General features: G+C 55.8%; 14 protein-coding genes and 1 pseudogene. 6 read left to right on the top strand and 9 right to left on the bottom strand.

The window, feature by feature from the left end; all coding sequences use genetic code 11:
* The 3 genes and pseudogenes from BM029_RS09720 to aroG form a co-directional block, all read left to right on the top strand.
* Positions 1–306, top strand: a pseudogene (locus BM029_RS09720) (DDE transposase); the annotation flags it as partial.
* Positions 307–540: 234 nt separating this feature from the next.
* Positions 541–1,746 (top strand): MFS transporter, encoded by a 1,206-nt coding sequence (locus tag BM029_RS09715; protein WP_092435236.1) that lies wholly within the window; start codon positions 541–543, stop codon positions 1,744–1,746.
* A 297-nt stretch (positions 1,747–2,043) separates the two neighbouring features.
* Entirely contained in the window at positions 2,044–3,111 is a 1,068-nt protein-coding gene (aroG, locus tag BM029_RS09710; protein WP_092416431.1) for a 3-deoxy-7-phosphoheptulonate synthase AroG, read from the top strand.
* Positions 3,112–3,167: 56 nt separating this feature from the next.
* Here aroG and BM029_RS09705 read toward each other — a convergent pair whose 3' ends face one another.
* The gene (locus tag BM029_RS09705) at positions 3,168–3,827 is read right to left on the bottom strand and encodes a retropepsin-like aspartic protease family protein (RefSeq protein WP_092435233.1); all 660 of its coding nucleotides are present in this window, start codon (positions 3,825–3,827) and stop codon (positions 3,168–3,170) included.
* Positions 3,828–3,936: 109 nt separating this feature from the next.
* The gene (locus BM029_RS09700) at positions 3,937–4,422 is read right to left on the bottom strand and encodes a YajQ family cyclic di-GMP-binding protein (protein WP_092358925.1); all 486 of its coding nucleotides are present in this window, start codon (positions 4,420–4,422) and stop codon (positions 3,937–3,939) included.
* A 193-nt stretch (positions 4,423–4,615) separates the two neighbouring features.
* Here BM029_RS09700 and murB point away from each other — a divergent pair, with 193 nt between their 5' ends.
* Positions 4,616–5,647, top strand: a complete 1,032-nt coding sequence (gene murB, locus BM029_RS09695) for a UDP-N-acetylmuramate dehydrogenase (protein ID WP_170851034.1) — start codon at positions 4,616–4,618, stop codon at positions 5,645–5,647.
* A 153-nt stretch (positions 5,648–5,800) separates the two neighbouring features.
* Here the strand turns inward: murB and BM029_RS09690 are convergent, their stop codons facing one another.
* The 5 genes from BM029_RS09690 to BM029_RS09670 form a co-directional block, all read right to left on the bottom strand.
* The gene (locus tag BM029_RS09690; RefSeq protein WP_092435230.1) at positions 5,801–6,115 is read right to left on the bottom strand and encodes a pyrimidine/purine nucleoside phosphorylase; all 315 of its coding nucleotides are present in this window, start codon (positions 6,113–6,115) and stop codon (positions 5,801–5,803) included.
* A 37-nt stretch (positions 6,116–6,152) separates the two neighbouring features.
* Positions 6,153–7,487 (bottom strand): argininosuccinate synthase, encoded by a 1,335-nt coding sequence (argG, locus tag BM029_RS09685; RefSeq protein WP_092435228.1) that lies wholly within the window; start codon positions 7,485–7,487, stop codon positions 6,153–6,155.
* Positions 7,488–7,547: 60 nt separating this feature from the next.
* Complete coding sequence (gene argF / locus BM029_RS09680; RefSeq protein ID WP_092416435.1) at positions 7,548–8,462, bottom strand: ornithine carbamoyltransferase; 915 nt, start codon at positions 8,460–8,462, stop codon at positions 7,548–7,550.
* Between the two features lie 211 nt (positions 8,463–8,673).
* Positions 8,674–9,642, bottom strand: a complete 969-nt coding sequence (rsgA, locus tag BM029_RS09675; RefSeq protein ID WP_092435225.1) for a ribosome small subunit-dependent GTPase A — start codon at positions 9,640–9,642, stop codon at positions 8,674–8,676.
* Positions 9,635–10,954, bottom strand: coding sequence for a M48 family metallopeptidase (locus BM029_RS09670; protein ID WP_092435222.1), 1,320 nt, complete (start codon positions 10,952–10,954; stop codon positions 9,635–9,637). Before BM029_RS09670 ends, rsgA begins: the two co-directional genes overlap by 8 nt.
* A gap of 142 nt (positions 10,955–11,096) precedes the next feature.
* Here BM029_RS09670 and orn point away from each other — a divergent pair, with 142 nt between their 5' ends.
* The gene (orn, locus tag BM029_RS09665) at positions 11,097–11,702 is read left to right on the top strand and encodes an oligoribonuclease (RefSeq protein ID WP_092435220.1); all 606 of its coding nucleotides are present in this window, start codon (positions 11,097–11,099) and stop codon (positions 11,700–11,702) included.
* A gap of 57 nt (positions 11,703–11,759) precedes the next feature.
* Here orn and BM029_RS09660 read toward each other — a convergent pair whose 3' ends face one another.
* The gene (locus tag BM029_RS09660) at positions 11,760–12,458 is read right to left on the bottom strand and encodes a UPF0149 family protein (protein ID WP_092435217.1); all 699 of its coding nucleotides are present in this window, start codon (positions 12,456–12,458) and stop codon (positions 11,760–11,762) included.
* Between the two features lie 207 nt (positions 12,459–12,665).
* On the bottom strand, positions 12,666–13,544 hold the full coding sequence (locus BM029_RS09655; protein ID WP_092435279.1) for a DNA ligase: 879 nt from the start codon (positions 13,542–13,544) through the stop codon (positions 12,666–12,668).
* A 123-nt stretch (positions 13,545–13,667) separates the two neighbouring features.
* Here BM029_RS09655 and BM029_RS09650 point away from each other — a divergent pair, with 123 nt between their 5' ends.
* Positions 13,668–14,660, top strand: coding sequence for a serine/threonine protein kinase (locus tag BM029_RS09650; protein WP_092435214.1), 993 nt, complete (start codon positions 13,668–13,670; stop codon positions 14,658–14,660).
* Positions 14,661–14,673 lie beyond the last annotated feature (13 nt).

Below are 14,673 nucleotides of genomic sequence, written 5' to 3'. Positions count from 1 at the left end.
CAAGAAATCTGGGGCGTGCTGATCGCATACAACCTCGTCCGGCTTGAAATGGCGCGCACCGCAGAACAGGTGAAATGCATGCCAACTGAAATCAGCTTTGTCCTGGCCTTGCACGCCTTCCAGTTCGAAATGATGCACGCCGCAGCCCTCAACGCTCAAGGAAATCTACCAGGCTTACTCAAACGCATGCGCGAGAGGATGATCCTCGAACTGAATGTCTACCGACCCGGCCGAAAATTCGACCGGGTCACCAAGGCCAAGCCGCAGCGCTACCCCGAACGTCGGCTAAGAAAGCCGCTAACTTAACGGCATTAGGGTCAGAGTCAATTTTTGCAGGCTTTATCGCAAAATTTGACTCTGATCCTAATTAACGGACCTCGGAGTACGCACCTGAGCACGCGATAGGTTTCGTGCACAATTTGCATAAAATTCAGAGAATATTTGATTTTCAGTCAAATATGTATTGTGGTCACAGCTGTTTTTCTTTGCCTCACCAGCCATCAAACTGCCTGGTGTCAAACTTCAAACAGGAAAAACATCATGCCACTCGCACTTTGGGCGCTCACACTTAGCGCTTTTGCCATCGGTACGACGGAATTCGTTATCGTTGGCCTGATTCCAACTATTGCCGGCAGCCTCGGCATTTCCGTTCCATCGGCCGGCCTGCTGGTCAGTCTCTATGCACTGGGGGTTGCTGTAGGCGCACCAGTACTGACCGCCTTGACCGGCCGCGTGCCGCGTAAGCAGCTTTTGCTGGGCTTGATGGCTTTGTTCACTATCGGCAACCTGGTTGCATGGATGGCGCCGAGCTATGAAGCGCTGATGGCGGCGCGGGTGTTGACCGGGCTGGCGCACGGCGTGTTCTTCTCGATCGGATCGACCATTGCTACTAGCCTGGTGCCGAAAGAAAAGGCCGCTAGTGCAATTGCCCTCATGTTCACCGGATTGACTGTCGCGCTGGTCACGGGCGTGCCGCTCGGTACTTTCATCGGTCAGACGTTCGGCTGGCAGTCGACTTTCCTGGCGGTGTCGCTGCTTGGGGTGATCGCGTTTGTCGGTAGCTGGATCCTGGTGCCAAACAATATTGCCAACAGCAAACCGGCTTCCTTGCTGACTCAGGCAGCAGTCTTGAAGAAACCGCGGCTGTTGCTGGTGTATGCGATCACCGCGCTGGGTTATGGCGGTACTTTTATCGCCTTTACATACCTGGCGCCGATTCTGCAGGAGGTGTCAGGTTTTTCTGCTTCCACCGTCAGTCTGGTGATGCTGGTGTATGGTGTTTCGGTGGCCTTCGGCAATATCTGGGGCGGTAAGCTGGCAGATAAAAAGGGTCCGGTACACGCGTTGCAGATTGTGTTTGCCTTGCTGGCGGTAGTCTTGTTTGTGCTGACGTTTACTGCCGCTAACCCTTGGCTGGCCGTCTTGACCGTGTTGGCATGGGGCGCTTTCGCCTTCGGTAATGTGCCGGGTTTGCAGGTGTATGTGGTGCAACAGGCTGAGCGCCATGCTCCGCAAGCAGTAGATGTGGCTTCCGGCTTGAACATCGCGGCGTTTAATGTCGGTATCGCGTTGGGTGCATGGGGTGGCGGCCTGATCGTCAGCCATTTCGGGTTGATGGCGACGCCTTGGATCGGCGCTATTGTTGTGCTGGTTGCACTGGGCCTGACCACATTGGCAGGGCGCCTGGATCGGCGGGATGGGATTGCACCCATCGTCGGCTCCGGACATGCGGTTGCCATGCATTGATGGCAGGGTTTCTGGCTTTGGCGGGGCGGCACCTTCTTGTTGCATATAAATAACGTGGTAATACGGGCCTTGCCAAACCGCTGGAAATCCTGCACTATTGGTCTTGATTTTAATAATCCTTTACTGAAAAACATGTCTTTCGCACGCGCTTATTTCTTTTTTTACTTTAGCTATTCCAGCCCCACGGCGGTGAAAAGCGGTAAGCGTTCGTAAGTAAAGAGCAAACCGAAATTTCTAAAAAACCGCCAGCGATGGCGGTTTTTTTATACCCAGTCACTTTTGAGCCAGGAGAAAAACATGCTACGCACCGACGATCTGCGCATACGCGAAATGAAAGAACTAGTTCCACCATCCCATTTGATTCGCGAATTCGGCTGCTCCGAGAAAGTGGCGGACACTGCCGCCAATTCGCGGATTGCGTTGCATCGCATTTTGCATGGCCAGGATGACCGCCTGATGGTGGTGATCGGACCGTGCTCGATCCACGATACCAAGGCGGCGATGGAGTATGCGGGCCGTCTGGTGGGGGAGCGCGAACGTTTCAAGGGCGAGCTGGAAATCGTGATGCGGGTCTACTTCGAAAAGCCGCGCACCACGGTCGGCTGGAAAGGCTTGATCAACGATCCGTACATGGACAACAGCTTCCGTATCAACGACGGCCTGCGCATGGCGCGCGAGCTGCTGTTGAACATTAACCAGCTGGGCCTGCCGGCAGGCACCGAATTCCTGGACGTGATCAGCCCGCAATACATTGCCGACCTGATCAGCTGGGGCGCAATCGGCGCCCGTACTACCGAATCGCAGGTGCATCGCGAACTGGCTTCCGGCTTGTCATGCCCGGTCGGTTTCAAGAACGGGACCGACGGCAATATCAAGATTGCAGTGGATGCCATCAAGGCCGCTTCGCAGCCGCATCATTTCTTGTCGGTCACCAAGGGCGGCCACTCGGCGATTGTGTCAACCAATGGTAATGAAGATTGCCATATCATTCTGCGCGGTGGCAAGGCGCCGAACTATGATGCTGCCAGTGTCGAAGCGGCTTGCAAGGATATCGCCAACAGCGGCCTGGCGTCGCGCCTGATGATCGATGCATCGCACGCCAACAGCTCGAAGAAACCGGAAAATCAAATCCCGGTATGTGCCGATATCGGCAACCAGATCGCCGCTGGCGACGACCGTATCGTAGGCGTCATGGTGGAATCGCACCTGATCGCCGGCCGCCAGGACCTGGTGCCAGGTAAAGAACTGGTGTACGGCCAATCGGTCACCGATGGCTGCATCAACTGGGAAGAAAGCGTGGCAGTGCTGGAAGGTTTGGCGGCAGCGGTAAAACAACGCCGTTTGCTCAATAGCAGCCCGGCCTGAGCCGGTAGGTAACACAGGGCGGATATGTTATCCGCCCGCAGGCAGATCAAGCGCCGTCAGAAGCGCTTGGTCAACACCATCATCTCGCCTTCGCGCCGCATCTCGGTGCGGTTCAGGAACGACATGCCGAGTAGTGCGAACGGCAGCCCGGTTTCTTGCACCAGGGCGTCGACCTGATTCATTTCAATATCGCCGATCTTGACGGTGTTCAGTTTCACTCTGTACACCGGCGCCGGGCCGTTGGCGGTATTTACGATTCCCATCTGACCCTTCTTGTAGTCAATGCCGAGCCGTACTGCATCCGATGCAGGCAGTGCGATCATCGTGGCGCCGGTATCGACCAGCATGGTCATCATGGCGCCGTTGATCTGTCCCTGCGCTACAAAATGGCCTTGCGGATTGACTTTCAGGGTAACGCTTGAAGTGGCGCCAGGCGCGCTGCGGCTGACGTATTCGCCGATGCCGATGACCTGGCGCTTACCTTTCACTTCCAGCGTAGCGGTAGAGCCGTTGGCTTCCACCAGCTTCACATCGTCTGTGACTTTGCTGCCAACCGAGAACGTTTTCGGTCCGGAGCCGTCAATCACCAGCACCGCTTTTCCCGGAAACAGGCCGACTACGCCAATATCGGAAGCTTGTGCAAGACAGGAAACACCGGAAATACAGGAAATCGAAGCAAGTAAAAACAGGCGGTTGACTAGAGCAAGCGGGCGCATTGTTGTCCGACTTTCCTGGCAAGAGGTTAAGGTAGCGCCGTAGTGCCGATATCTTGAACAGCTGGCAACAGCAGGTGGATGATAACCCTATAAGTTGCCAAGCTACAATTTAGTCGCGGAAATTATTGAATTCCAGTGGCAAATCGGCCACTTCCTTGCGCAACATCGCCATGGCTGCCTGCAAATCGTCGCGCTTGGCGCCGGTGATGCGGACTGCGTCGCCCTGGATGCTGGCCTGGACTTTCATCTTGCTGTCCTTGACGATGCGGACGATCTTCTTGGCAGCTTCGGATTCGATGCCATTTTTGATCTTGATCACTTGCTTGACCTTGTCGCCACCGATTTTTTCGATCTTGCCGATGTCGAGAAAGCGCACGTCGACGTTGCGCTTGACCAGTTTCGAGGTCAGGACGTCACGGACCTGGGCCAGTTGGAATTCAGAGTCGGCATACGCAGTCAGATCGCGTTCTTTCAGCTCGATGCGGGCGTCGCTGCCCTTGAAGTCGAAGCGGGTCGAGATTTCCTTGTTGGCTTGATCGTTGGCATTTTTTACTTCGACCAGATTGGCTTCCGATACGGTATCGAATGATGGCATGGTGATATTCCTTCAGTATGTTCAAACAAAGCCGGCAGGCGCAATAAGTGGCGCCGCCGTAGAGCTATGCGCATTTTAACGGACAAGAAACCCGAGATGTCGGTCTGGCGGGTCTATTTCTTATATGGAAGCTTACATTAGGCGCCCGGGTTAACGGCTGACCTTGGCTGCTTACGCTTATAATCCCGATGCTATGACTATCTCCAAGCTTCCGTATCAATTCGATTTTTCGCTGCGTCGGCATAATACCTTTGGTATCGATGCCAGCGCACACGCCTATCTGCCGGTCACTTCGCTGGAAATGCTGCTGGTTCTCAGGTCAGATCCTGACGCCGCCCGTTTACAGCGGCTGGTGCTGGGCGGCGGCAGCAATCTGGTCCTGACCCAGGATTTTCCCGGGCTGGTGTTGCATATGTGTAATCGCGGACGGGAAATTGTCGGCGCAGACGATGATGCCGTCTATGTACGGGCAGCAGCCGGCGAAAACTGGCATGAGTTGGTGTTATGGACATTGGAGCAAGGGTTGGCCGGGCTGGAGAACCTGTCGCTGATACCCGGCAATGTCGGCGCTGCGCCGATCCAGAACATAGGCGCTTACGGCGTCGAGCTGCAAGAGCGCTTCCACGCGCTGACCGCAATCGATATGGAGAGCGGCGAAATCCTGACCCTCGATCGCAGCGCCTGTGCCTTCGACTATCGCGACAGCGTGTTCAAGCACCGCTTGCGCGACAGGGCAGTGGTGCTTGATGTCACCTTCGCCTTGCCGAAGCGCTGGCAGCCTGCTTTGCGTTATGCCGATGTTGCGCAAGAACTGGACGCGCGCAAATTGATGCAGCCAACCGCGCGCGATATCAGCGATGCGGTGATTGCCATCCGCACCCGCAAGCTGCCGGACCCTGCGGTGATCGGCAATGCCGGTAGTTTTTTCAAGAATCCGATAGTGACTGCTGTGCAACGGAATGCGCTGCTGGAACAACATCCGCAACTGGTGAATTACCAGCAGCCGAACGGCAGTTACAAACTGGCTGCCGGCTGGCTGATCGATCAGTGCGGCTGGAAGGGGAAAAACCTGGGTGCAGCGGGCGTTTATGAAAAGCAGGCGCTGGTGTTGGTGAACCGCGGTGGTGCTAGCGGCCAGGATGTGGTGCGCCTGGCGCAAGCAGTGCAGGCCGATGTGATGGTCAAATTTGGCGTAACGCTGGAGCCGGAACCGATCTTTATTTGAGGGCGCAAGCGGCTTGCATCTCAATGTGTCATTATTAGGTCACATAACGGCTTTAAACTCCGTTATGTCTCATATCCAACACTCCCTAAAGTAATGGACTTAGCCCGTCATGCAACTGCATCACGGGCTTTTTTTTTGCGCTTTTCTTATGCTTCAGGCGTAATGGCAAACGTAGTTCACCGTTTCCAGCGTCTCGATATCGAAACTCGAATTTGCCGGGATTTCAAAACGCTCGCCGCCGCCGTACTGGACCCAGGCTTGCTGGTCTTTCTGACGCACACGGCAGACGCCGCTGGTAATTTCCATTATTTCTGCAACGCCGGTACCGAAGTTCAGCGATGAAGGCAAGATGACGCCAAGCGTCTTCTTGCTGCCATCCGCGAAAACGACGGTATGGGAAACACATTTGCCATCGAAATAGACATTGCCTTGCTTGAGGACAGTGACGTTGTCGAATTGTGTAGTCATGTTGATTTCTTTTTGAATTTTTCAGTAGGCGTGGATTTTATTCTGCGTCTTTATCGAGCAGCGGCAGCGACACGGCGTTGCTGGATGCAAGCAGGCCGGTGCTTTGATAGATCGCCAGTTTCTGGCGGGTATCGCTGATGTCGAGGTTGCGCATGGTCAGTTGGCCGATACGGTCTTGCGGCGAGAATGCGCCTTCGCCCTTTTCCATGGTCAGGCGGTCCGGATGATAGGTCAGGTTGGCCGATTCAGTGTTGAGGATCGAATAATCGTTGCCGCGACGCAGCTCGATTGTGACCTCACCGGTTACAGCGCGCGCCACCCAGCGTTGTGCAGACTCGCGCAGCATGATCGCTTGCGAATCGAACCAGCGGCCTTGGTACAGCAGGCGGCCCAGACGGCGGCCGCTTTCGCGATATTGTTCGATGGTATCTTCGTTATGGATGCCGGTGACCAGGCGTTCGTAGGCGATGAACAGCAGGGCCAGGCCCGGCGCTTCATAGATGCCGCGGCTCTTGGCTTCGATGATGCGGTTTTCGATCTGGTCGCTCATACCCAGGCCGTGACGTCCGCCGATGCGGTTGGCTTCCATCATCAGGTCGACCTGGCTGGCAAACACGACGCCGTTGAGTGCGACCGGACGGCCTTCTTCAAAGCGCACGGTGACTGTCTCGCGCTTGACTTCGACGTCGTCGCGCCAGAAGGCGACGCCCATGATCGGTTCGACGATCTGCATGCCGGAGTTCAGGAACTCGAGGTCTTTCGCTTCATGGGTGGCGCCGAGCATGTTGGAATCTGTCGAATAGGCTTTTTCCACCGACATCTTGTAATCGAAGCCCGATTTGATCATGAATTCCGACATTTCCTTGCGGCCGCCCAATTCCTCGATGAACTTGTCGTCGAGCCAAGGCTTGTAGATGCGCAGGTTCGGATTGACCAGCAAGCCGTAGCGATAGAAACGCTCGATATCGTTACCCTTGAAGGTGCTGCCGTCGCCCCAGATATCAACCTTGTCTTCGCGCATTGCAGCCACCAGCATGGTGCCGGTGACGGCACGTCCGAGCGGTGTGGTGTTGAAGTAGGTGACGCCAGCCGTGGAGATGTGGAAAGCGCCGCTCTGCAGGGCGGCGATACCTTCGGCCACCAGTTGTTCGCGGCAATCGACCAGGCGCGCCAGTTCAGCACCGTAGGCCTTGGCTTTTTTAGGAATGGCGTCGTAGTCCGGCTCATCAGGCTGGCCCAGGTTGGCGGTATAGGCGTACGGAATGGCGCCCTTTTGGCGCATCCAGTGCAGCGCAGCGCTGGTATCAAGGCCGCCTGAAAAGGCGATGCCGACTTTTTCGTTAACCGGAACGGATTGCAGGATATTGGACATGATATTTCTATGTGGGTTGTTGTAACTGTGGTTGTACCGACTTTGTATCGAAGTTGTACGCTATTCGACTTTTCCGAGCACCAGATATTCGAGCAAAGCTTTTTGCACATGCAAACGGTTTTCAGCTTCGTCCCAGACTACCGATTGCGGGCCGTCGATCACTTCGGCCGAAACTTCTTCGCCGCGATGCGCCGGCAGGCAGTGCATGAACAAGGCATCCGGCTGGGCGCGCTGCATCTTGGCCTGGTCGACGATCCAGCCGTCGAAAGCTTTCAGGCGCGCCGCGTTTTCGTCTTCATAACCCATGCTGGTCCAGACATCGGTGGTGACCAGGTCGACCCCTTCGCAGGCATCGGACGGGTTGGCGAAAAACGTGTAGCGCTGATTGTCGGCGGCTACTTGAGCCGGGTCGATATCGTAGCCCTTCGGGGTCGAGACATTGACGTGGAAACCGAATACCTGCGCCGCTTGCAGCCACGAATACAACATGTTGTTGGCGTCGCCGATCCAGGCCACCGTCTTGCCGGCGATGGAGCCGCGATGCTCGATGTAGGTGAACACATCGGCCAGAACCTGGCAAGGATGCTGCTCATTGGTCAGGCCGTTGATCACCGGCACTCGCGAATGGGCGGCAAAGCGCTCGATGATGTCCTGGCCGAAAGTACGGATCATGATGACGTCGCACATGCGCGACATTACCTGCGCCGCATCTTCCACCGGCTCGCCGCGGCCGAGCTGGCTGTCGCGCGTGTTGAGATAGATGGCGGCGCCGCCGAGCTGATGCATGCCGGCTTCGAACGACAGGCGGGTGCGGGTCGAGTTTTTCTCGAATACCATCACCAGCGTGCGGTCGAGCAGCGTGTAATGCGGTTCGTAATTCTTGAATTTGCGTTTGATGAGACGGCTACGTTCAATCACGTACTCGTATTCGTCCAGCGAAAAATCAGAAAACTGCAGGTAGTGTTTGATTGCCATAAATGAAAACGGCGGCCGCTGTGGCGACTGCCGCCGATAGTTGGAATTCCATTTTTAAAACAACTGCTCAATTGCGGCATCAATTGCTACACCAGCTGCTGCACCGCCCGCTTCCCGACTACCTGAGATTGGCTTAGAAATGAAATAAGTGCTTCAATTATAAGGGATTTCAGTAGAAAAGATACCCGTCGAAGAGTGGTCGTTTTGGCAATCAATACAGCTTCTGCGACGATTCATGCAACAACTGCACGTACAACTGATGCCGCATCGGCGATATTTTGTTTTCCTTGACCGCTTCCAGTACGGCGCAGCTCGGTTCGGTAAGGTGATGGCAGTTGTAAAACTTGCATTTGCCAAGGTAGGGCGAGAATTCGGTGAAGGCACGCTCCAGCATGCCTTCGCTCAGCTGGTACAAGCCGAATTCCTGGAATCCCGGCGAATCGATGATGTTGGCGGGATTGCCTCCCAGGCTCGTGTCAGCCACATCCATTTCATACAAGCGGGTGAAGGTAGTGGTGTGCTTGCCGGTATCGAGGGCGGCGGAAATTTCGCGCACGGCAATATCGGCGCCCGGCATGATCAGGTTGATCAGCGACGATTTTCCCATGCCGGACTGGCCGATGAGGATGGTCGATTGTCCCGCCAGCAATGGCGCAAGCGTGGCGCAGGTTTGTTCCGGAAATGCGCGTGCCGACACTTCATGCACCGGATAGCCGAGGCCGGCATACAGTTGCAGCCGTTGCCGCGTCTTGGCCAGCGATTCGACGATATCGGTCTTGTTCAGCACGATATGCGCGGTGACACCGGCCGCTTCGGCGGCCACCAGCGCGCGTGAAATCAGATCGTCGGCAAAACCCGGTTCGGTGGCTACCACAATGAACAGCTGGGTGACGTTGGCGGCCAGCAGCTTTGATTTGTACTGGTCGGAGCGATACAGCAGGCTGTGGCGCTCATCGATGGCTTCGATCACGCCCTGGTTGGGTGACGTCAATTTCAACTGAACCCGGTCGCCGACGGCGACATCGCTTTTCTTGCCGCGCGTGACGCATTGCAATTTAAGCGATTCTTCGCCAATTTTTCCTTGCACCAGATAGTGCCGGCCGTGGGCGGCAATCACCAGGCCGCTGCCGGCCTGGTTGCTGTGTTGTTTGTGCGGGCTTTGCTTGCTGTGATCAACCATGTGTTGCCATCGGCTTGTCGCCCAATTTGTTGCTTAACTTATCTGACAATTTATCCGTCAATTTTTTGATGCGCACCGAGGCCGGCGGGTGCGAGTCGTAGAACGCAGAGTGCAGCGGATCCGGGGTCAGGGTCGAGGCATTGTCTTCGTACAGCTTGACCAGCGCGGCCACCAGGTCGTTGGCGTCGGTGTGCTGGGCGGCAAATGCGTCGGCTTCGAATTCGTGTTTGCGTGAGCTGATCGACGACAGCGGCGACAGCAGGAAGGTAAAGATCGGTAGCGCCAGCATGAACAGGATCAGCGCCATCGCATCGTTGTTGCTGAGATCGGCCAGCAGCAGCGGATTGACGCCGAGGCCGGTGTAGAACCAGAGTTGCTGCTTCAGGTAGCCGAGCAATGCCAGGAAAGCCAGCGAAATCGCGAACATCACCACGATGCGCTTGGTAATGTGCTTGAGCTTGAAGTGGCCCAGCTCATGCGCCAGCACCGCTTCAATTTCATGCGGCGCCAGGCGTGCCAGCAGGGTGTCGAAAAAAACGATCCGCTTGCCGGCGCCGAAGCCGGAGAAATAGGCGTTGCCGTGGGCGCTGCGCTTGGAGCCGTCCATCACGAACAAGCCCTTGGAGGCGAAACCGACCCGTTTCATCAAACCTTCGATGCGGTCACGCAAGCTGTCGTCGTTGAGTGGCGTGAATTTATTGAACAGCGGCGCAATCACGGTAGGGTAGAGTACCAGCATCAACAGCTGGAAAGCGCTGAATACCAGCCAGGCGTAAAACCACCAGAGATCGCCCGATTTTGCCATCAGCTGCAACACCACCCAGATCAGCGGCAAGCCGATGGCGGCGCCGATCAAGGTATTTTTCAACATGTCGGTAAAGAACAGCCGGACCGTCATCTTGTTAAAGCCGAAACGGGCCTCCAGTACGAATTGTTTGTAATAGTCCAATGGCAAGTCGATCAGGCCGGAAATGGCGCCGAACGCCACCAGCAAGCCCAGTTGATAGACCATACCGGGGCCGGCCCAGTTGAATATGATGCTGGAAAGCAACTGTAAACCGCCCAACAGTGTGAAGCCGATCAGGACGGCGGCGCTCACCAGCATCGAAAACAGGCCGAATTTGGTCTTGGCGACGGTGTAGTCGGCAGCGCGCTGGTGCGCCGTTAACGGTATCTTTTCGGCGAATTCGGCCGGTACTGCGCTACGGTGGGCAAGTACATGGCGAATCTGGCGCGAACTCAGCCAGAAGCGCACCACCAGGGTGATCGCCAGGAAAACTACAAACAAAACTGAAAATGCAAATGAAGACATGCCGTCCCTATGTGAGAAAATACTAGCTATTGCCGGTTTCAGGCTAAATGCAATGAAATCGCTGATCTTTCCAGGCCTACCCAAACACCGGCTATGCTGCCGGAGCTGAGTATGTCTTAGCTAAACTACCAAGAGAACAATTATGTCACAAGCCGACGATATATCCGCTACACCTGAAGCTCCACCAGTTCCCGCGGCGCCGGTGCGGCCCAACGAATTCAACCTGATCTGGGTCGATATGGAAATGACCGGGCTCAATCCGGATACCGACCGCATCATTGAAGTGGCGGTAGTGGTGACCGATCCGCAATTGAATATCCTGGCCGAAGGGCCGGTGTTTGCGATTCATCAGGCCGACGAGATCATGGATGGCATGGATGCCTGGAACAAGGGCACTCATGGCCGTTCAGGTTTGATCGAAAAGGTGAAAGCTTCGACCGTGACTGAAAGCGAGGCTGAATTGGCGCTGATCGCGTTCCTGAAGAAATACGTGCCGAACGGCAAATCACCTATGTGCGGCAACACGATTTGCCAGGATCGCCGTTTCATGGCGCGCGGGATGCCTAAGCTGGAAGCGTTTTTCCACTACCGCAACCTGGATGTATCCACTCTGAAAGAACTGTGCCGCCGCTGGAAGCCGGAACTGGCCAGTGGCTTCAAGAAACATCAAAAGCATACCGCGCTGGCAGACATCATCGAATCGATTGAAGAGCTGCGCTACTACCGCGAGCATTTCATCAAGGAGTAATGCCGCGTCAGTGTGGCAGGGTGGATACCGTTTAGCGCTATCCACCGTTCCGCATGCTTAATCTTCGCTGGAATCGATACCGCAGCATTTCTTGTATTTCTTGCCGCTGCCGCAGATGCACTCATCATTGCGGCCGACCTTCGGTCTGTCGCGCTGGATGGTGGTGACAGCCGATTTACGGTGCGGCAGCCAGTAACGGTAGATTTCCGGAATTGCTGCTTCTACTTCCACGGCCAGCTTGTGGCGCTGCACCGGATCTTCGCGCAACGCCATTTCTTCTTCTTCCAGCTCTTCCGCGCCTAGCAAGTAGATAGGGCGTACTACCGTCGCCAGGTTGGAGTGCCAGATCGGTTCCCACGCTTTGGCGCGCAGGTTGATGCCTTCCCAGAAACCCCAGGTCCAGGCTTCGCCGTCGAGCAGGTTCTTACCTTCGTGCTCATGTTCGCAAAACAGCGGTTCGTACTCTTTCGGCGCCACTTCCAGTGTGACAGCGATTTCGTTCATATAGCGCGCAATCAGGCCGACGATCTTTTCGTATTCCTTGTCGGATTTGAATTTCGGCGCGTCTTTCAACGACGGTCCCCACACATGTGGCAGCCATTCACCCAGCAAAACCTGCTCCGGGCCGATCACCAGCGCCGTCAGATAGCCGTGCAGGGTATCCATGGTCATGCTGTCTTCAGCGCAACGATCGGACAATAGGAAATCGTCCAGTTCGTCAAATTCTTTGTCTGAGAGGGGTTCGTCGAGATTCATGGAGATAGCCGCTTAAAAAATGAGGATACGGATTTTACGATTGAAATGCGCTTGAGCCGTAAAATATTCGAGGTGCTTGTCCACGGGCAATCATTTGTTCTGGGAAATTCTACATGAAGCTACGGCGGAATACCGATATAGCCTTCGACAGGCTCTTTAGTAAACCAATAAACCAGATTGAATTATCTTATATGAAAATCAGGGCACCTACTGCTCATACATCCGCATGAAACTGGCGAACCGCGGTATGCCACCGGGAGTAACGCCGCGGTAGCGGTAAGTTACCTGGCTCCCCAACGCTGGCGGCTGGCGCCGCTGTGCATCGGTGAAGCCGCTGCCAAGCCTGAAGCGCAGGCCCTCTGGTGTTTCCACCTGTAAAGCGCCTAGCATGCCCTGGTATTTTCCCTTGCCGGGAATATGGGCGATGACCTTGGCTTCCGCATCATCGTGGATTTTAACTTTGAGCAGGTCATTGCTGCGATATCCGCGGTAGAGCGAATCAGCTCTGTGCAACATCAACCCTTCTCCGCCTTGTTTGACGATGCGTTCCAGCATGCTTTGCAAGGCCGCATGATCGTCGACCTTGATTTGTTCGACTGCAACCACCCATGGCACGGCAAGCTTGGCGGTCACGCTTTGCAATGCAATGAGACGCTGGTCGAAAGTGCCGCCATGTGCGGGCAGATCGAACACCATGAAACGCATCTTGCGCCAGGCCGCATCGTCCGGCGTCTCGCGGCGTATGGTGGAGACCGCATGAGTGAATTGCTCGCGGCCGGCCCACAATTCGCCGTCCAGAGCGATTTTCGGCCAGTTTGCGGTGAACCAGGCCGGTGCAAATATTGGCTGGCCGCGGCGTGTCAGCAATTTTTCGCCATCCCAATAGCCGCGCGCGCCATCCATTTTTTCGCTCACCCAATAGTCCGCAAGATTGATGCCGGGACGGTAGCTGTTGGCAAGCATTAACGCTGGCGGGGTGTTGTTCGCCGCTGCAAGCGGCGCTAATGTCACCAGCATCGCTACCACCAGGCCCAGCGCATGGATGACGCTGCAGAATGTTTTTTTGATCGAGCCTGGTGAGAACATTGTCATGACGATTGCCTGATGTATTGTTGTCGTTTTTGAAATTTACATCGGACATTGGCAAGCAACAATGTCATTACTACCTAACCTTCCAAAAAAGTAAGCCGCCGGCGTTTACAATGCGGAATGAATACATCGCCTCCCGCATCATTTTCGACCCTGACCCCCGATACCGTACTGGACGCGCTCGACAGCATCGGCCTGCACGGCGATGGCCGCCTGCTGGCGCTGAACAGCTATGAAAACCGCGTATACCAGATCGGCATGGAACAAGGGCCGCCGCTGGTGGCGAAATTTTATCGGCCGCAACGCTGGAGCGATGCCGCGATCCTGGAGGAACACGGCTTCGTGCAAGAACTGGTCGAGCGCGAAATTCCGGTAGTGGCTGCATGGGCGGCAGAAGATGGTCGCACCTTGCATCAGTTCGACGGTTTTCGTTTTGCGGTGTTTCCGCGCCACGGCGGCCGCGCGCCTGAGCTGGAAGATAGCGCCACGCTGGAATGGCTGGGCCGTTTCCTCGGCCGCATCCACGCAGTCGGCGCACTCAGCAATTATCAACATCGGCCGACATTGGATATCGTCAGTTTCGGCGAAGAGCCTAGTGCTTTTTTACTAGCCAACAATTTTGTACCGGAAGATTTGCTGGAGGCCTATCGCAGCACCGTGACCCAGGCCTTGCTGGGCGTGCGCCGCTGTTTCGAACGTGCCGGCAGCGTTGGCGCCTTGCGCCTGCACGGCGATTGCCATGGCAGTAATGTGTTGTGGACCGATGCCGGGCCGCATTTTGTCGATTTCGACGATAGCCGCATGGGACCGGCGGTGCAGGATTTGTGGATGCTATTGTCCGGCGAACGCAGGGACATGGTGCAGCAGATGGGTAGCTTGCTGGCTGGCTATGAAGACTTCTGCGATTTCGACACGCGCGAGTTGTATCTGATCGAAGCCCTGCGCACGCTGCGTCTGATCCACTATGCAGCCTGGATAGCGCGGCGCTGGGATGACCCGGCTTTCGCCGTGGCCTTCCCGTGGTTCAATACTCAGCGCTATTGGCAGGATCGCGTGTTGGAACTGCGCGAACAGATCGCGCTGATGGATGAGCCGCCGTTATGGCAGGCATGAAGGCCGCAGCAAA

It is taken from the genome of Collimonas sp. OK607 (assembly GCF_900111995.1).
Lineage (GTDB): Bacteria > Pseudomonadota > Gammaproteobacteria > Burkholderiales > Burkholderiaceae_D > Collimonas.
The sequence above is the reverse complement of the archived record's forward strand: the minus strand, read 5'-3'. Positions and strand labels throughout refer to the sequence as shown.